Genomic DNA, 15,778 nt, shown 5'->3' with positions numbered 1-15,778 from the left:
GGGGTGGGTTCTCTCGGGAAACAAACACCCCCCCCCCGCAGGCAGACACCAAAACCACCCCCCCCCCCCCCCCGCCCCCCCCCCCCCGGGGCGCCGGGGCGGAGTCCCGATGTCGGCCGGGCCGGCGCCGCGGGCTACGGGCGGGCGATGGGGGCTAGCAGGGCCCCCGTCAGGGTGGTGAGGGCGGTCGGGGGGAGCTCTACCTCCAGGCCGCGGCGGCCCGCCGAGACGCAGATCGTGGCGTGCCCAGAGGCAGACGCGTCGACCACCGTGCGCAGGCGCTTGCGCTGCCCCAGGGGGGAGATGCCACCGCGGACATAGCCGGTGGTGCGCTCCGCCAGCGCCGGGTCGGCCATCGCCGCCCGCTTGCCGGAGACGGCCGTCGCCAGCGCCTTCAGGTCCAGCGAGCCCGAGACCGGGACCACCGCCACCGTGAGGACCCCGTCCACCTCCGCGACCAGGGTCTTGAAGACCCGGTCCGGGGAGACCCCCATGGCCTGCGCCGCCTCCTCGCCGTACGAGGGGTGCGCCGGGTCGTGCTCGTACGCGTGCACCGAGAACTCCGCACCGGCCGCCGTGAGGGCCGCGATCGCCGGGGTCCCGGCCGGCGGCTTCTTCTTCGCCATCAGTTCGGGCTCGTCGGGGTGCGCGTCAGGTCCACCGCCGGGAGCGACGGGAGGTGGCGGATCACCGCGGTCTCCGCGCGCAGCAGCTTCAGCTCCTCCGCGAGCCGGGTCGCGGTGTCCGGGGCCTGGAGCAGGCGCTGCTTCGCCGGGATGTCCAGCACCGCCGCCGCGGCCACCAGGTACGAGACCACCGACGGCTCGTCGGGCAGTTCCGTCCCCGTCAGGGAGCGTTCGCGGGCTCCGGCCAGCCGCTTCTGGTAGTTGCGAAAGGCCCGCAGCACCCCCTCGGCCAGCGCTCCCGCGCCGTCGCCGGAGTCCTCCGGCAGCTCCTCCAGCTCCGCCGTCAGGAACGGGCCCGAGGAGTCCACGGAGAGCAGCCGCACCCGCGTGGTGCCCGTGGCGAGGACCTCGAAGCTGCCGTCCTCCCGCTCCCGGATCGTCGCCGCGTCCGCGATGCAGCCGACGCGGTGGAAGGCCTGGATCGGGTCGGCGCCGAAACCGGCGGCCGGACCGCGGTCGGGCACGGCGGTCTGGTCCGGCAGGCCCGGGGCGGTCGGCGCGACCTCGCGGCCGTCGCGGATGGCGACGACCGCGAAACGGCGCGGCTCTTCCTCGCCCGTCTTCAGCAGCTCGCGCATCATGGCGCGATAACGCTCCTCGAAGATGTTCAGCGGGAGGACGAGTCCCGGGAACAGCACCGAGTTCAGGGGGAAGAGGGGCAGGCGAACGGTGGTCACGACGCACAGGGTAGTGGCCCGTGCCCTGGAGCGTCTCTCCCGCCGGTCACCCCCGCCTCAGCAGCCGGGAGGCGCCCGCCGCCACCGTCGTGGCCAGGATCCATCCCAGGACGACCAGTGTCGCCGCCCCCCACTGCCATCCGCCCGACAACTTCCACTGGCCGTCCTGCCCGAGATCGATCACGGGCAGCAGGAGGTCCAGGGCGAAGAGGGCGGCGTCCCACTGCGGATGCTCGTCCTCCTTGATCGCCGTGGGCTCGCCGTGCCAGGAGAAGAGCAGGGTGCCCGCCGCCCACAGCACGGCCATCCACAGCGCGGCCCGGCCCGGGCGGTAGCCGTAGACCACCGTCCAGTCCTGGAGGTACCCCCACGCCTTCACCCCCGGCGGCAGCGTCGCCCGGCGCCTGCGCTGCTTGGCGAGGAGCACCTCGCGGGCGTCCGCGTCCTCCCCGGACGCCCGCAGGACCGCGGCGAGGCGCTCGTACGGTTCCGGCGAGTACTCGGGCGTGGCCGCCTCGACCCAGGCCAGCCGGCGGGAGAGGGGGAAGTGGCCGCGGGGCGCGAGGTTCTCGTAGACGAAGCCCTCGATGGACACCCCGCCCGGGCCCGGCCAGCTCGTGGCGGTGTCGACCAGCTTGACCACCTTGGCCCCGGACACCACCACGCGCCCGCGCTCCGGCCGCTCGCCCACGAAGCGCAACTCCGGGGTCTGGATCCGGCGCAGCGATATCTCCTGCTCGTCGGTCAGCACGAACCGCGCGCCGTAGAAGTCGATGGCGTCGCCGAAGCGCCCGTCGTCCACCCGCAGCCCGCCCCGGCACTCGAAGCGCTGCGCCCGCTGCCCGCGCGTCGGCGTCAGCCCCAGCCCGTACGGGGGAGTGGAGGAGTTCGTGCCGGGGACGTGGTCCAGGGCGATCGAGGTCAGGTACAGGGTCCGCTCGACGGTCAGCTGGGGCGCGTTGAGCGCGAACCGCCCGTACGGATTGCGCAGCCGGGCCCCGCGCAGGTTCATCGACACGCCGACCTTGGCGCCGCGCAGGCTCACCTCCCCGTACGTCTCCAGCAGCTCGCCCTGGAAGTCCTGCGCGACCGATATCCCGTCGGCGGTGATCGCCCGCCCCTTGTTGTCGCGCTGCACGACGGCCTGGCTGATCAGCAGGTCGGTGCCGATCTGCGCGTCGGTCAGCCGGATCCCGCGGGCCACCCGGCACCGCGGCAGGTGTAAGTCGCCCTCGGTGTGCAGCCGCGCCGCCTCCAGCCGGGGCACGGCGCAGTTCATCAGCCGCAGCGTGCCGAAGCGGGCCTCCGAGAGCTGGATCTCGCTGTCGAAGCGGCAGGACTGGAGTTCGACGTACGGGGAGACCGTGCCGCCGGAGAGGTCGAGGCGGCCGGTGATGCGCACACCGCGCAGCTTCAGCGAGGCGACCCGGCCCGGGACCGGCGGCGGTCCGTGGAGCAGCAGCAGTGCCACCACCTGGGCGCGGACGGTGCGCTCGGGGCCCCAGACCCGGTCGGCGTGCGGATCGTCCTCCTCGGCTGCCCGAGTGCTGAGATCGCAGACGCTGCCCGTCCGGTACGCGCTCCACATCCGGAGTTCCGGACCGGTCAGATCGTCCGGCTCCTCACCCGTGCGTGTTTCGGCCATGGCGGCCCCCCTCCGCTGGTCACACCTTCGCAGCGGCTGCCCGCGCACTGCGTGTACACGAACGCTAACGGCCGCCAGTGACATCCGGGGCGTGTATCAACCAGTGATACGGGCGAACGGTGCCGCGAGGCGGTCTGAGAGAATCGGGGGGTGATCTCTCGTATCGACCTGCGCGGTGACGCCCTCCCCGAGGGTGGCGCCCTGCGCGATCTGCTGCCCCGTGCCGAGTTCGACGTGGAAGCCGCCCTGGAGAAGGTGCGGCCCATCTGCGAGGACGTCCATCATCGTGGCACGGCGGCGCTGATCGAGTACGCGCAGAAGTTCGACGGAGTGAAGCTGGAGCAGGTCAGGGTGCCCGCCGAGGCCCTCAAGACCGCTCTCGACGAGCTCGACCCGGCCGTCCGCGCCGCCCTGGAGGAGTCCATCCGGCGCGCCCGGATCGTGCACCGGGGCCAGCGCCGCACCGAACACACCACCCAGGTGGTCCCCGGCGGAACCGTGACCGAGAAGTGGGTTCCGGTGGAACGCGTGGGGCTGTACGCCCCGGGCGGCCGCTCGGTGTACCCGTCCTCCGTCGTCATGAACGTCGTACCGGCCCAGGAGGCGGGCGTCGAGTCGATCGCGCTCGCGTCCCCGCCGCAGGCCGACTTCGACGGCCTGCCGCACCCGACGATCCTCGCCGCGTGCGCGCTGCTCGGCGTGGACGAGGTGTACGCGGCCGGCGGCGCCCAGGCCGTCGCGATGTTCGCGTACGGCACCGACGAGTGCGCCCCGGCGAACATGGTGACCGGCCCCGGCAACATCTGGGTCGCCGCCGCCAAGCGCTACTTCACCGGGAAGATCGGCATCGACACCGAGGCCGGCCCGACCGAGATCGCCGTCCTCGCCGACTCCACGGCCGACCCGGTGCACGTCGCCGCCGACCTGATCAGCCAGGCCGAGCACGACCCGCTGGCCGCCGCCGTGCTCGTCACGGACTCCGCGGAGCTCGCGGACGCCGTGGAGAAGGAGCTGGAGCCGCAGGTCGCGGCCACCAAGCACGTCGAGGACCGGATCAAGCCTGCCCTCGCGGGCAAGCAGTCCGCGATCGTGCTGGTCGACAGCCTGGAGGACGGCCTCAAGGTCGTCGACGCGTACGGCGCCGAGCACCTGGAGATCCAGACCGCCGACGCGGCTGCCTGGGCCGCCAAGGTGCGCAACGCCGGCGCGATCTTCGTCGGCCCCTGGGCCCCGGTCTCGCTCGGCGACTACTGCGCCGGGTCGAACCACGTGCTGCCCACCGGCGGCTGCGCCTGCCACTCCTCGGGCCTGTCCGTGCAGTCCTTCCTGCGCGGCATCCACATCGTCGACTACACGCGCGACGCCCTCGCCGAGGTCACCCACCACGTGGTGACCCTCGCCGAGGCCGAGGACCTCCCCGCGCACGGCGCGGCCCTCAAGGCCCGCTTCGGATGGAAGGTGCCGACCCAGTGACCGCCATCGGAATCGACGACCTCCCCATCCGGGACGAGCTGCGCGGCAAGACCCCGTACGGCGCCCCCCAGCTCGACGTGCCCGTCCAGCTGAACACCAACGAGAACCCCTACCAGCTCCCCGAGGAGCTCGTGGCGCGGATCGCCGAGCGCGTCACCGAGGCCGCCCGCACCCTCAACCGCTACCCCGACCGGGACGCGGTCGAGCTGCGCACCGAGCTGGCCGCCTACCTCACCCGTACGGCCAAGCACCCGGTCGCGCGGGAGAACGTATGGGCCGCCAACGGCTCCAACGAGGTCATCCAGCAGCTGCTGCAGGCCTTCGGCGGGCCCGGCCGCACCGCGATCGGCTTCGAGCCCTCGTACTCGATGCACGCGCTGATCTCCCGCGGCACCGGCACCGGCTGGATCTCCGGCCCGCGCCGGGACGACTTCACCATCGACGTGGCGGCGGCCGAGCAGGCCATCGCGGAGCACGCCCCCGACGTCGTCTTCATCACCTCGCCCAACAACCCCACGGGTACCGCGGTCGAGGCGGAGACCGTCCTCGCCCTCTACGAGGCCGCGCAGGCGGCCAAGCCCTCGCTGGTCGTCGTGGACGAGGCGTACGTGGAGTTCAGCCACCGCGACTCGCTGCTGCCCCTCATCGAGGGCCGCCCGAACATGGTGGTCTCCCGGACCATGTCCAAGGCCTTCGGAGCAGCCGGCCTGCGCCTGGGCTACCTGGCCGCACACCCCGCGGTCGTGGACGCCGTACAGCTGGTGCGCCTGCCGTACCACCTGTCGGCCGTCACCCAGGCGACCGCGCTGGCCGCCCTGGAGCACACCGACACCCTCCTCGGCTACGTCGAGCAGCTCAAGGTCGAGCGGGACCGCCTGGCCGTCGAACTGCGGGCACTGGGCTACGAGGTCACCGAGTCCGACGCGAACTTCATCCAGTTCGGCACGTTCGAGGACTCCCACACCGCTTGGCAGAAGATCCTCGACCAGGGCGTCCTGGTCCGGGACAACGGCGTACCGGGCCGGCTGCGGGTCACCGCGGGCACCCCGGCCGAGAACGACGCGTTCCTGGAAGCGGTTCGCGCACTGAAGAAGGAGCAGCACGCATGAGCCGCATCGGACGGGTCGAACGGACCACGAAGGAGACCTCGGTCCTCGTCGAGATAAACCTCGACGGCACCGGCCAGGTCGACGTCTCGACGGGTGTGGGCTTCTACGACCACATGCTCGACCAGCTCGGCCGCCACGGCCTCTTCGACCTCACGGTCAAGACCGAGGGCGACCTGCACATCGACACCCACCACACCATCGAGGACACCGCCCTCGCGCTCGGCGCCGCCTTCCGGCAGGCCCTCGGCGACAAGGTGGGCATCTACCGCTTCGGCAACTGCACCGTGCCGCTCGACGAGTCCCTCGCGCAGGTGACCGTGGACCTCTCCGGCCGCCCGTACCTCGTGCACACCGAGCCCGAGAACATGGCGCCGATGATCGGCACCTACGACACGACGATGACCCGGCACATCTTCGAGTCCTTCGTCGCGCAGGCCCAGATCGCCCTGCACATCCACGTCCCGTACGGCCGCAACGCCCACCACATCGTGGAGTGCCAGTTCAAGGCCCTCGCCCGCGCCCTGCGCTACGCCGCCGAGTTCGACACGCGCGCGGCCGGCATCCTGCCCTCCACGAAGGGCGCGCTCTAGCCGTGAACGGCCTCAACACCATCCTGATCGTCATCGGCCTGTTCCTGGCCGGTGGCGTGTACTCCTTCCAGAAGCAGCAGATGCCCAAGTCGGTCGTCATTCTGCTCGCCATCGCCTCCGCGATGTGTCTCGTCGCCGGAGTCCTGCGAATCCAAGGAATCTGGGAATGAGCGCTGCCGCCCCCACCAAGAAGGTCGTGGTCTTCGACTACGGCTTCGGCAACGTCCGCTCCGCCGAGCGCGCCCTCGCGCGCGCCGGCGCGGACGTGGAGATCACCCGCGACTACGACAAGGCCATGGACGCCGACGGACTCCTCGTCCCCGGCGTCGGCGCCTTCTCCGCCTGCATGCAGGGCCTGCGGTCCGTCCGCGGCGACTGGATCATCGGCCGCCGGCTCTCCGGCGGCCGCCCGGTCATGGGCATCTGCGTCGGCATGCAGATCCTCTTCGAACGCGGCATCGAGCACGGCGTCGAGACCGAGGGCCTGGACGAGTGGCCCGGCACGGTCGGCCCGCTCAAGGCCCCGGTCGTCCCCCACATGGGCTGGAACACCGTCGAGGCCCCGGCCGACAGCCAGGCCTTCGCCGGACTCGACGCCGACGCCCGGTTCTACTTCGTGCACTCCTACGCGGCGCACGACTGGTCCCTGGAAGTCACCAACCCGCTGATCCGCGCCCCCAAGGTCACCTGGGCCACCCACGGCGAGCCCTTCGTCGCGGCGGTGGAGAACGGGGCCCTGTGGGCCACCCAGTTCCACCCCGAGAAGTCCGGCGACGCCGGAGCCCAGCTCCTCACCAACTGGATCGAGACCCTGTGATGACTGTGCCCTCAGCGAAGCTGGAACTGCTCCCCGCGGTCGACGTCCGCGACGGCCAGGCCGTACGCCTCGTGCACGGCGTGTCCGGCAGCGAGACCTCCTACGGCTCCCCGCTGGAGGCGGCCCTCGCCTGGCAGGCCGCGGGCGCCGAATGGCTGCACCTGGTCGACCTCGACGCCGCCTTCGGCACCGGTGACAACCGCGCGCTGGTCGCCGGGATCACCGGCGCCATGGACATCAAGGTCGAGCTGTCCGGCGGCATCCGCGACGACGCCTCGCTCGCCGCCGCCCTGGCCACCGGCTGCACCCGCGTCAACCTCGGCACCGCCGCCCTGGAGACCCCCGAGTGGGCCGCCAAGGCCATCGCCGAGCACGGCGACAGGATCGCGATCGGCCTCGACGTACGCGGCACCACCCTCAAGGGCCGCGGCTGGACCAGCGAGGGCGGGGACCTCTACGAGACCCTCGCCCGCCTGGACTCCGAGGGCTGCGCCCGCTACGTCGTCACCGACATCGGCAAGGACGGCACGCTGACCGGCCCCAACCTGGAGCTGCTCCGCAACGTCTGCGCCGCCACCGACCGGCCCGTCGTCGCCTCCGGCGGCGTCTCCTCCCTGGACGACCTGCGCGCGCTGTCCGAGCTGGTGCCGCTGGGCGTCGAGGGCGCGATCGTCGGCAAGGCCCTGTACGCCAAGGCCTTCACCCTGGAAGAAGCCCTGAAGGTGGTCTCCGCATGAGCAGCACTCCCGATGTCCGTCGCATCTCCTCCGGCGGCGCCTACGAGGACGTCATCGGCTACTCCCGCGCCGTCCAGCTCCCCAACGGCCTCGTCCTGGTCTCCGGCTGCACCGCCGCCGCGGCCAACGGCCCGTACGACCAGGCCGTAGGCGCCTTCGGCGTCGCCTTCAAGGCGCTGGAGCAGGTGGGCCTCGGCCCCGAGCACGTGGTGCGCACCCGGATGTACCTCACGCACGCCCGGGACGTGGACGAGGTCGGCCGCGCCCACAAGACGCTGTTCGACGAGGTCCGCCCCGCCGCCTCCATGATCATCGTCTCCGGCTTCGTCGACCCCAGCATGGTCGTCGAGGTCGAGGTCGAGGCGTACAAGGAGGTGTCACCATGACCCTTGCCGTACGGGTGATCCCCTGCCTGGACGTGGACAACGGCCGGGTCGTCAAGGGCATCAACTTCCAGAACCTGCGCGACGCGGGCGACCCGGTGGAGATGGCCAAGCTGTACGACGCCGAAGGCGCCGACGAGCTGACCTTCCTCGACATCACCGCGTCCTCCGGGAACCGCGAGACCACCTACGACGTGGTGCGCCGCACCGCCGAGCAGGTCTTCATCCCGCTGACCGTCGGCGGCGGGGTCCGCGCCGCGGACGACGTGGACAAGCTGCTGCGGGCGGGCGCGGACAAGGTCGGCGTCAACACCGCCGCCATCGCCCGGCCCGAGCTCATCCAGGAGATCGCGGAGCGCTTCGGCCGACAGGTGCTGGTGCTGTCGGTGGACGCCCGCCGCACCGCCACCGGCTCCTTCGAGGTCACCACGCACGGCGGCCGCCGCGGCACCGGCATCGACGCCGTCGAGTGGGCGCACCGGGCGGCCGAACTGGGCGCCGGGGAAATCCTGTTGAACTCGATGGACGCGGACGGTACCAAGAACGGGTACGACACCGAGATGATCGCGGCCGTGCGCAAGCACGTCACGGTCCCGGTGATCGCCTCGGGCGGCGCGGGTGAACTCGCGCACTTCCCGCCGGCGATCGCAGCGGGCGCCGACGCGGTGCTCGCGGCGTCGGTGTTCCACTTCGGCGACCTGCGGATCTCCGAGGTCAAGGCCGCTCTGCGCGAGGCGGGCCACCCGGTCCGCTGACCCGCGCAGCTCGTCGAGTTGCCCGGGGGGGGCGGGGCTTGAACCGGAACGTATGGCGCTGGCTGGCCGCCTACGCCGCCTCGCTGATCGGCGACGGGATCTACTTCCTCGCCCTCGGCTGGGCGGCGGCCCAGGCCGCAGGACCCGGCGAGGTCGGCCTGGTCATGGCGGCGGGCGCGGTGCCGCGCGCGCTGCTCATGCTGGGCGGCGGGGTGGTGGCCGACCGGTTCGGCCCCCGCCTCGTCGTCATCTCCTCGGACGCGGTGCGGTGCGCGGTGGTCCTGGCGCTGGCGGCGGTCGTCGCCCTCACCTCCCCGGGGCTGACGGTCCTGGTGCTGGTCGCGCTGGTCTTCGGCGTCGTGGACGCGCTGTTCATGCCGGCCGTCGGGGCGCTGCCGCCGCGGATCGCCGGGCCGGGACAGCTGGTGCGGGTGCAGGGGCTGCGCAGCCTGGCGGAACGCGTGGGCCACACGGCCGGGCCGCCGGTGGCGGGACTCGCGATGGGGCTGGGCGGGCCCGCGGCGGCCTTCGGGGTGGCCGCGGCCCTGTTCGGGGTCTCGCTCGTGCTGCTGCTGACGGTACGCATCTCCGCGCCGGCCGCCACCACCGCCGCGGCCTCCGCCGCCGGGCCCGCCGAGCCGAGGCCCGCCGAGACCCCCTGGGTCCAGCTCCGCTCCGGCCTGGCGTACATACGGCGGCACGGGCTCATAGGGCCGCTCGTACTCTCGGGCGCGCTGAGCCAGCTCGGCACCTCGGCGCCGATGACCCTCGGCCTGATCCTGCTGGCCGGGGAACGGGACTGGGGCCCGGGCGGCGTCGGCTGGATCATCGGTGCGCTGGGCGTGGGCGCGGCGTGCAGCGCGCTGGTCCTCACCCTTCTCCCGCGCTTCCCCCGGGCGGGGGCGGTCCAAAACCTCACCCTGATCCTCGGCTCGGCCGGCATCGGCGCCCTGGCGCTGGCGCCGACGCTGGCCTCGGCGGTGGCGCTGGCCCTGGTCACGGGCCTGGTGTGCGGGATCTGCGGCGGGCTGGCCGTCGCCCTGATCCAGACGGCCACGGATCCCGCGTACCTGGGGCGGGTCAGCTCGGTGATGGCCTTCACCGCGGTGGGCCTGGCCCCGCTGGCGTACCCCGTCTTCGGAGTGGCGGCGGACCTGTGGGGGATCACCCCGGTGTTCCTCGCCGGGGGCGCGCTGAGCATGGCGGGCGCCGTCGTCGGCACGTCGGCGCCCGCGGTCCGCCGCGCGGAACTGGCCTTCGCCTGAGCGCGGCCGTCCCCGGCGAGGTCAGATGCCGAGCTTGGCCGTCGTCAGCGCGGCCACCGCCGACTTCTCGCCGTCGAGCTCCACCGCGGCGGCGTCCTGGCGGCCGAAGCAGAACAGCGTCAGCTCGCCCGGCTCGCCCGTCACCGTCACCACCGGCGCACCCTTGTGCGCCACCGCCGTCTGGCCGTTGGGGCGGCGCAGCACCAGGCCCACCGGCGAGCGGCGGCCCGTCAGACGGGCCAGCTTCTCCAGCCGGGACCACAGCGCGTCCGAGAACACCGGGTCCAGCGCCCGCGGCGACCAGTCCGGCTGCGCACGGCGCACGTCCTCCGCGTGCACGTAGAACTCCACCGCGTTCGCCGCCTCGTCGATCTGCTTCAGCGCGTACACCGAGAGCTTCGGCGGGCCGGTGCGGATCAGCTGGATGAGCTCCTCGTACGGCTTGGCCGTGTACTCGGCCATCGCCGCGTCCAGACGGCCCTTCAGCACGTTCAGCAGCAGACCGCCCGCCGCGTCCGGCCGGCGCTCCCGGACGACCACGTGCGCCGCCAGCTCCCGCGCGCTCCAGCCGTCGCACAGCGTCGGAGCCTCCGGACCGGCCGCTTCCAACAGGTCGGCCAACAGCAGTCGTTCACGCTTCGCATGGGTAGACATGCGGGCCAGCCTACGGCCGGAACCCGCCCCGTGCCTGCTCATCAGGCGGACAGTGATCCGTAACCGCGGCCTTCTCGCGGCACAATGGCACCCATGAGTACGTCTTCCCTCGACCCCGCCATCGCCGCGCGCCTCAAGCGCTCCGCGGACGGTCTGGTACCGGCCATCGCCCAGCAGTACGACACCGGCGAGGTGCTCATGCTCGGCTGGATGGACGACGAGGCCCTGCACCGCACCCTGACCACCGGACGCTGCACGTACTGGTCGCGCAGCCGCAGTGAGTACTGGGTGAAGGGGGACACTTCCGGCCACTTCCAGCACGTGAAGTCCGTCGCCCTCGACTGCGACGCCGACACCCTGCTCGTCAAGGTGGACCAGGTCGGGGCGGCCTGTCACACCGGTGCCCGCACTTGCTTCGATGCCGATGTCCTGCCCCTGGCCGACGCTTCCGGCCAGGCCGCCGAATAGGTAAGGAAAGGTCCCACCCGATGGATCTCGACACGTTCCGCAAGCTCGCGGCCGACCGCCGCGTCATCCCCGTGAGCCGCAAGCTGCTGGCCGACGGGGACACCCCCGTCGGGCTCTACCGGAAGCTGGCCGCCGAACGTCCGGGGACGTTTCTGCTGGAGTCCGCCGAGAACGGCCGGTCCTGGTCGCGCTACTCCTTCGTCGGCGTGCGGAGCGACTCGACCCTGACCGTCCAGGACGGCCAGGCCCACTGGATCGGCACCCCGCCCACCGGGGTCCCGACCGACGGCGACCCGCTGGAGGCCCTGCGGCAGACCGTCGAGGCCCTGCACACCCCCCGCGACCTCGCCTCCGGCATGCCGCCCTTCACCGGCGGCATGGTCGGCTACCTCGGCTACGACATCGTGCGCCGCCTGGAGCGCATCGGCGAGCACGGCACGGACGACCTCAAGCTGCCCGAGCTGACCATGCTGCTCACCTCCGACCTGGCGGTCCTGGACCACTGGGACGGCACGGTCCTGCTCATCGCCAACGCCATCAACCACAACGACCTCGACACGGGCGTGGACGAGGCCTACGCCGATGCCGTCGCGCGGCTCGACGCCATGGAGGCCGACCTCGCGCGGCCCGCGCCCTACACCCCGGCCCCGCTGCCGGAATCGGCGCTGCCGCCCTTCGACGCGCTGTGGGGCGGCGAGCAGTACCAGGCCGCCGTCGAGGACATCAAGGAGCGGATCCGGGCCGGCGAGGCCTTCCAGGTGGTGCCCTCGCAGCGGTTCGAGACCCCCTGCCACGCCTCCGCGCTGGACGTCTACCGGGTGCTGCGGGCCACGAACCCGTCCCCGTACATGTACTTGTTCCGCTTCGAGAACGGCTTCGACGTGGTCGGGTCCAGCCCCGAGGCCCTGGTCAAGGTCGAGGACGGCCACGCCATGGTGCACCCGATCGCCGGCACCCGGCACCGCGGCGCGACCCCGCAGGAGGACCACGAGCTCGCGCAGGAGCTGCTGGCCGACCCCAAGGAGCGCGCCGAGCACCTCATGCTCGTCGACCTGGGCCGCAACGACCTCGGCCGGGTCTGCGAGCCGGGCTCCGTCGAGGTCGTCGACTTCATGACCATCGAGCGGTACTCGCACGTCATGCACATCGTCTCGACCGTGACGGGCCGCGTCGCCGAGGGCCGGACCGCCTTCGACGTGCTCACCGCCTGCTTCCCGGCCGGCACCCTGTCCGGCGCGCCCAAGCCGCGCGCCATGCAGATCATCGAGGAGCTCGAACCCTCCCGCCGCGGCCTGTACGGCGGCTGCGTCGGCTACCTCGACTTCGCCGGGGACTCCGACACCGCCATCGCCATCCGTACGGCGCTGCTGCGCGACGGCACGGCGTACGTCCAGGCCGGCGCGGGCGTCGTCGCGGACTCGGTGCCCGAGCTGGAGGACAACGAGTGCCGCAACAAGGCGGCCGCCGTGCTCCGCGCGGTGGGAGCGGCGAACCGCCTCCACAGGCGCTGAGGGCGTAGGGGATAGTGGGGTACGTGAGTGCCGTACCCCCGCCCCGAAACGATGCCGCCTCCGAGTCCGCCGAGGGCCCCGACATCGACGCCGACACCGCCGCGGACCCCGACACCGCGGCCAGCCGCAGCAGCCGCCGCAGCGTGGCCGTGGCCCTGCTGCTCGGCACGCTCGGCGCCACCGTGGTCCTGCTCGCCTCCGGGCGCGTCTGGGCCCGGGGCACCGCCGCCCTCGGCGACGGCTCGCTGCCGCTGACCGCGGACGGGCGGGCCGTCACCGGCCTCCCCGCGGCTCTGGCGATCGTGGGCCTGGCGGCCCTGGTCGCCGTGTTCGCCGTACGCGGCAAGAGCCGGCTGCTGGTGTCAGGGCTGCTCGCGCTGAGCGGCCTGGGCGCGGCCCTGGCCGCCGTCTTCAACGCCGACGGGCGCCGGGCGCTGGACGCGGAGGCCGCCCGTACGGCCGCGGACACCGCGGCGCACGTGGCCGGGCTGACGCACACGGCGTGGCCCTACGTCACGGCCGCCGGCGCGGCCCTGATCCTGCTGGCGGGGCTGCTGGCCCTGCGCTACGGGCGGGGCTGGCCGGCCATGGGCGGCCGTTACGAGCGTGACGGCAGCCCGCGCATCCGCAAGGCCGGGGCGGTGGACCCGGACCGGCCCGAGGACCTGTGGAAGGCCCTGGACCGCGGCGAGGACCCGACCCGCTAGGGGCGCGAGCGCGCCCCGGCGGGGTCCCGGCAGCGCCCCGGCGGGGTCCCGGCAGGGCCCCGGCGGGGTCCCGGCAGGGCCCCGGCGGGGTCCCGGCAGGGCCCGCACCCCGTCCGGACCGACCCGCTGGACGCGGACCCGTCCCGGTGCGGGACAATGACCACCGAGCGTTCGGCACAGCACGTGCGGCGTTCGACAGAGCAACCCAGACCAACGAGGAGCAACTCATGGCGGGCACTAGCCACGGACACACCCCGGCCGCCTGGACCGGTGTCATCATCGCCTTCATCGGTTTCTGCGTCTCCGGCGCCTTCATGGTGCTGGCGAACCCGTACGGCTTCTGGGCCGGCCTCGTCGTCGTCGCGATCGGCGGTGTCGTGGGCATGGCGATGAGGGCCGCGGGCATGGGCGCGCCGAAGGCGACCCACCACGACCTCGCCGAGGTCATCGCCGCCAACGCCGCCAAGGTCCCGGCCAAGGTCTGAGCAGGCAGCGCCGGCCACCGAACCGTCGGCTTCGAAAGGCGTGGCCCCGTCGGGCTGCGCCTTTTGTCATGACCGGAGAGAATCAGCAGGTGGACGCCTCCCGCACCTCCGACACGGTGCCGCCCCCGGCACCGGCCCCCGTACCGGCCCCCGCACCGGACCCCTCCCGGGCCCGGCGGCTGGCCGCCCCGGCGCTCACGCTGGCCGCGGCCGCCGCGGCGCTCGCGTACGTGGGCACCGTGGACCCCAACGAGCCGGGCCACTATCCGGTCTGCCCGCTGTTCAGGCTCACCGGAATTCTCTGTCCCGGCTGCGGCGGACTGCGCAGTGCGCACGCGTTCGCCCACGGCGATCTCGTCACCGCTTTCGGGGCGAATGCCATGGCGGTCCTGGGCTATTTCGTCTTCGCCGGCTTCATGGCCCTGTGGCTGGTTCGCGCCGCTCGGGGCGGCCCTTCCGCACGGTTCGCCCTGAAACCAATGCACTGGTGGGCCATCGGCACCCTGGCCCTGGCCTTCTCGGTTGTCCGGAACCTGCCCTTCGGCTCGGCACTGGCCCCCTGAGGTATAGATGAAGTGCAGATTCCGAATGTCCACTTAATGGGACGCCGTCAACCGCGTGCGGAGGGCAAGGCGTCCTGCGGATACCATTTGAATTGCTGACCTTGCAGTTGTACGTGTCTGCAAGGCGGCCGACCGTCATCGACCCGGAAGGGGGCCGCTCGCGTGAGTGTGCTCGACGAGATCATCGAAGGGGTCCGCGAAGACCTTGCCGAACGGCAGGCTCGCGTCGGCCTCGACGAGCTCAAGGAGCGTGCCGCCAAGGCGCCCCAGGCCAAGGACGGCGTCGCGGCCCTGCGCGGCGACGGCGTCAAGGTGATCTGCGAGGTCAAGCGCTCCAGCCCGTCCAAGGGCGCGCTGGCAGCCATCGCCGATCCGGCAGGGCTCGCCGCCGACTACGAGGCGGGCGGTGCGGCGGTCATCTCCGTCCTCACCGAGCAGCGCCGCTTCGGCGGCTCGCTCGCCGACCTGGAGGCCGTCCGCGCCCGCGTGGACATCCCGATCCTGCGCAAGGACTTCATCGTCACGGCGTACCAGCTGTGGGAGGCCCGCGCCTACGGCGCCGACCTCGTGCTGCTGATCGTCGCGGCCCTGGAGCAGGAGGCCCTCGTCTCCCTCATCGAGCGGGCCGAGTCCATCGGTCTCACCCCGCTCGTCGAGGTCCACGACGAGGAGGAGATCGAGCGCGCGGTCGCCGCCGGTGCCAAGATCATCGGCGTGAACGCCCGCAACCTCAAGGACCTCAAGGTCGACCGCTCCACCTTCGAGCGCGTCGTCGGCGAGATCCCGGCCCACATCGTCAAGGTTGCCGAGTCCGGCATCCGCGGGCCGCACGACCTGATCGCCTACGCCAACGAGGGCGCCGACGCCGTCCTCGTGGGGGAGTCCCTGGTGACCGGCCGCGACCCGAAGGCGGCCGTGGCCGACCTCGTCGCCGCCGGCGCCCACCCCGCCCTGCGCCACGGGCGGAGCTGACCCGTACCCATGGCCCCCAACCGCCCCTCCGTCCGCACCCGACCGGGCTCCGGCCCGGCCGGCGTGCCGACGGCGCACGCGCCCCTGGCGCGCGGCTGCCGCCCTCGCGGCTGCCGCGCCCCGGCCCGGCGCGTGCACGGGCGGCGGGTCCGGTACGTGATCGGCTCCGAGCCCGGTCAGGTCAACGGCATGCGATGGCGCGGCGCAGTCGCGCCGTAACGAGGACCGCCCGCCCGGTGCAGCCGGTGTAGCCGCACCGCGGCCGCGGGTGTCCCCGTACG

The 15,778-nt window shown here is 72.9% G+C and carries 20 protein-coding genes; 16 read left to right on the top strand and 4 right to left on the bottom strand.

Annotated features, from left to right (window positions below; translation table 11 throughout):
- Positions 1 to 134 precede the first annotated feature (134 nt).
- Genes ybaK through ACZ7GJ_RS30015 form a run of 3 tightly spaced genes read right to left on the bottom strand, consistent with a single transcriptional unit; the run spans position 135 to position 3,008 of the window.
- Complete coding sequence (gene ybaK, locus ACZ7GJ_RS30025) at positions 135 to 626, bottom strand: Cys-tRNA(Pro) deacylase (protein ID WP_470756040.1); 492 nt, start codon at positions 624 to 626, stop codon at positions 135 to 137.
- Positions 626 to 1,363 (bottom strand): LON peptidase substrate-binding domain-containing protein, encoded by a 738-nt coding sequence (locus tag ACZ7GJ_RS30020; RefSeq protein ID WP_470756039.1) that lies wholly within the window; start codon positions 1,361 to 1,363, stop codon positions 626 to 628. Before ACZ7GJ_RS30020 ends, ybaK begins: the two co-directional genes overlap by 1 nt.
- A gap of 46 nt (positions 1,364 to 1,409) precedes the next feature.
- Entirely contained in the window at positions 1,410 to 3,008 is a 1,599-nt protein-coding gene (locus ACZ7GJ_RS30015) for an oxidoreductase (protein WP_470756038.1), read from the bottom strand.
- Between the two features lie 150 nt (positions 3,009 to 3,158).
- On the opposite strand from ACZ7GJ_RS30015, the gene hisD reads away from it, so the two are divergent.
- Genes hisD through ACZ7GJ_RS29970 form a run of 9 tightly spaced genes read left to right on the top strand, consistent with a single transcriptional unit; the run spans position 3,159 to position 10,137 of the window.
- Positions 3,159 to 4,481, top strand: a complete 1,323-nt coding sequence (hisD, locus tag ACZ7GJ_RS30010) for a histidinol dehydrogenase (protein WP_470756037.1) — start codon at positions 3,159 to 3,161, stop codon at positions 4,479 to 4,481.
- Positions 4,478 to 5,590 (top strand): histidinol-phosphate transaminase, encoded by a 1,113-nt coding sequence (locus tag ACZ7GJ_RS30005; RefSeq protein WP_470756036.1) that lies wholly within the window; start codon positions 4,478 to 4,480, stop codon positions 5,588 to 5,590. Before hisD ends, ACZ7GJ_RS30005 begins: the two co-directional genes overlap by 4 nt.
- Positions 5,587 to 6,180 carry an imidazoleglycerol-phosphate dehydratase HisB gene (hisB, locus tag ACZ7GJ_RS30000; RefSeq protein ID WP_365923874.1) on the top strand — a complete coding sequence of 198 codons (594 nt, stop codon included), beginning with the start codon at positions 5,587 to 5,589 and terminating at the stop codon, positions 6,178 to 6,180. The genes ACZ7GJ_RS30005 and hisB overlap by 4 nt, the downstream gene beginning before the upstream one ends.
- Positions 6,181 to 6,182: 2 nt before the next feature.
- Positions 6,183 to 6,350: a hypothetical protein gene (locus ACZ7GJ_RS29995; protein ID WP_470756035.1), complete on the top strand. Its 168-nt coding sequence runs from the start codon at positions 6,183 to 6,185 to the stop codon at positions 6,348 to 6,350.
- Complete coding sequence (hisH, locus tag ACZ7GJ_RS29990; protein WP_470756034.1) at positions 6,347 to 6,997, top strand: imidazole glycerol phosphate synthase subunit HisH; 651 nt, start codon at positions 6,347 to 6,349, stop codon at positions 6,995 to 6,997. The genes ACZ7GJ_RS29995 and hisH overlap by 4 nt, the downstream gene beginning before the upstream one ends.
- Positions 6,997 to 7,734 carry a bifunctional 1-(5-phosphoribosyl)-5-((5-phosphoribosylamino)methylideneamino)imidazole-4-carboxamide isomerase/phosphoribosylanthranilate isomerase PriA gene (gene priA / locus ACZ7GJ_RS29985; protein WP_470756033.1) on the top strand — a complete coding sequence of 246 codons (738 nt, stop codon included), beginning with the start codon at positions 6,997 to 6,999 and terminating at the stop codon, positions 7,732 to 7,734. The genes hisH and priA overlap by 1 nt, the downstream gene beginning before the upstream one ends.
- Positions 7,731 to 8,120: a RidA family protein gene (locus ACZ7GJ_RS29980; protein ID WP_470756032.1), complete on the top strand. Its 390-nt coding sequence runs from the start codon at positions 7,731 to 7,733 to the stop codon at positions 8,118 to 8,120. The genes priA and ACZ7GJ_RS29980 overlap by 4 nt, the downstream gene beginning before the upstream one ends.
- Entirely contained in the window at positions 8,117 to 8,872 is a 756-nt protein-coding gene (gene hisF, locus ACZ7GJ_RS29975) for an imidazole glycerol phosphate synthase subunit HisF (RefSeq protein WP_470756031.1), read from the top strand. The genes ACZ7GJ_RS29980 and hisF overlap by 4 nt, the downstream gene beginning before the upstream one ends.
- 38 nt (positions 8,873 to 8,910) lie before the next feature.
- Positions 8,911 to 10,137, top strand: coding sequence for an MFS transporter (locus ACZ7GJ_RS29970; RefSeq protein WP_470756030.1), 1,227 nt, complete (start codon positions 8,911 to 8,913; stop codon positions 10,135 to 10,137).
- Between the two features lie 21 nt (positions 10,138 to 10,158).
- Here the strand turns inward: ACZ7GJ_RS29970 and ACZ7GJ_RS29965 are convergent, their stop codons facing one another.
- Positions 10,159 to 10,791, bottom strand: coding sequence for a TIGR03085 family metal-binding protein (locus ACZ7GJ_RS29965; RefSeq protein WP_365923862.1), 633 nt, complete (start codon positions 10,789 to 10,791; stop codon positions 10,159 to 10,161).
- A gap of 84 nt (positions 10,792 to 10,875) precedes the next feature.
- Here ACZ7GJ_RS29965 and hisI point away from each other — a divergent pair, with 84 nt between their 5' ends.
- The 7 genes from hisI to trpM all read left to right on the top strand — a co-directional run bounded on the left by hisI (position 10,876) and on the right by trpM (position 15,716).
- Positions 10,876 to 11,259 carry a phosphoribosyl-AMP cyclohydrolase gene (hisI, locus tag ACZ7GJ_RS29960; RefSeq protein ID WP_470756029.1) on the top strand — a complete coding sequence of 128 codons (384 nt, stop codon included), beginning with the start codon at positions 10,876 to 10,878 and terminating at the stop codon, positions 11,257 to 11,259.
- A 20-nt stretch (positions 11,260 to 11,279) separates the two neighbouring features.
- A complete protein-coding gene (locus ACZ7GJ_RS29955; RefSeq protein ID WP_470756028.1) occupies positions 11,280 to 12,770 on the top strand; it encodes an anthranilate synthase component I in 1,491 nt (496 codons plus the stop codon).
- 14 nt (positions 12,771 to 12,784) lie between these two features.
- Positions 12,785 to 13,477, top strand: coding sequence for a TIGR02234 family membrane protein (locus ACZ7GJ_RS29950; protein ID WP_470756027.1), 693 nt, complete (start codon positions 12,785 to 12,787; stop codon positions 13,475 to 13,477).
- Positions 13,478 to 13,704: 227 nt separating this feature from the next.
- Positions 13,705 to 13,962, top strand: a complete 258-nt coding sequence (locus ACZ7GJ_RS29945; RefSeq protein WP_470756026.1) for an HGxxPAAW family protein — start codon at positions 13,705 to 13,707, stop codon at positions 13,960 to 13,962.
- Positions 13,963 to 14,030: 68 nt separating this feature from the next.
- A complete protein-coding gene (locus tag ACZ7GJ_RS29940) occupies positions 14,031 to 14,525 on the top strand; it encodes a DUF2752 domain-containing protein (RefSeq protein ID WP_470756025.1) in 495 nt (164 codons plus the stop codon).
- A 162-nt stretch (positions 14,526 to 14,687) separates the two neighbouring features.
- Entirely contained in the window at positions 14,688 to 15,497 is an 810-nt protein-coding gene (gene trpC, locus ACZ7GJ_RS29935; RefSeq protein ID WP_470756024.1) for an indole-3-glycerol phosphate synthase TrpC, read from the top strand.
- A 9-nt stretch (positions 15,498 to 15,506) separates the two neighbouring features.
- Positions 15,507 to 15,716, top strand: a complete 210-nt coding sequence (trpM, locus tag ACZ7GJ_RS29930) for a tryptophan biosynthesis modulator TrpM (protein ID WP_365923850.1) — start codon at positions 15,507 to 15,509, stop codon at positions 15,714 to 15,716.
- Positions 15,717 to 15,778 lie beyond the last annotated feature (62 nt).

It is taken from the genome of Streptomyces sp. NPDC037242 (assembly GCF_055604165.1).
Note: the sequence above shows the minus strand (reverse complement) of the source record. Positions and strands in the feature narration are given on the sequence as shown.

Coding starts and splice junctions, on each gene's coding strand:
- ybaK (WP_470756040.1), bottom strand. CDS start 626: ATGGCGAAGAAGAAGCCGCCGGCCGGGACCCCGGCGATCGCGGCCCTC.
- ACZ7GJ_RS30015 (WP_470756038.1), bottom strand. CDS start 3,008: ATGGCCGAAACACGCACGGGTGAGGAGCCGGACGATCTGACCGGTCCG.
- hisB (WP_365923874.1), top strand. CDS start 5,587: ATGAGCCGCATCGGACGGGTCGAACGGACCACGAAGGAGACCTCGGTC.
- hisH (WP_470756034.1), top strand. CDS start 6,347: ATGAGCGCTGCCGCCCCCACCAAGAAGGTCGTGGTCTTCGACTACGGC.
- priA (WP_470756033.1), top strand. CDS start 6,997: ATGACTGTGCCCTCAGCGAAGCTGGAACTGCTCCCCGCGGTCGACGTC.
- ACZ7GJ_RS29980 (WP_470756032.1), top strand. CDS start 7,731: ATGAGCAGCACTCCCGATGTCCGTCGCATCTCCTCCGGCGGCGCCTAC.
- hisF (WP_470756031.1), top strand. CDS start 8,117: ATGACCCTTGCCGTACGGGTGATCCCCTGCCTGGACGTGGACAACGGC.
- ACZ7GJ_RS29965 (WP_365923862.1), bottom strand. CDS start 10,791: ATGTCTACCCATGCGAAGCGTGAACGACTGCTGTTGGCCGACCTGTTG.
- hisI (WP_470756029.1), top strand. CDS start 10,876: ATGGCACCCATGAGTACGTCTTCCCTCGACCCCGCCATCGCCGCGCGC.
- ACZ7GJ_RS29955 (WP_470756028.1), top strand. CDS start 11,280: ATGGATCTCGACACGTTCCGCAAGCTCGCGGCCGACCGCCGCGTCATC.
- ACZ7GJ_RS29945 (WP_470756026.1), top strand. CDS start 13,705: ATGGCGGGCACTAGCCACGGACACACCCCGGCCGCCTGGACCGGTGTC.
- ACZ7GJ_RS29940 (WP_470756025.1), top strand. CDS start 14,031: ATGACCGGAGAGAATCAGCAGGTGGACGCCTCCCGCACCTCCGACACG.
- trpM (WP_365923850.1), top strand. CDS start 15,507: ATGGCCCCCAACCGCCCCTCCGTCCGCACCCGACCGGGCTCCGGCCCG.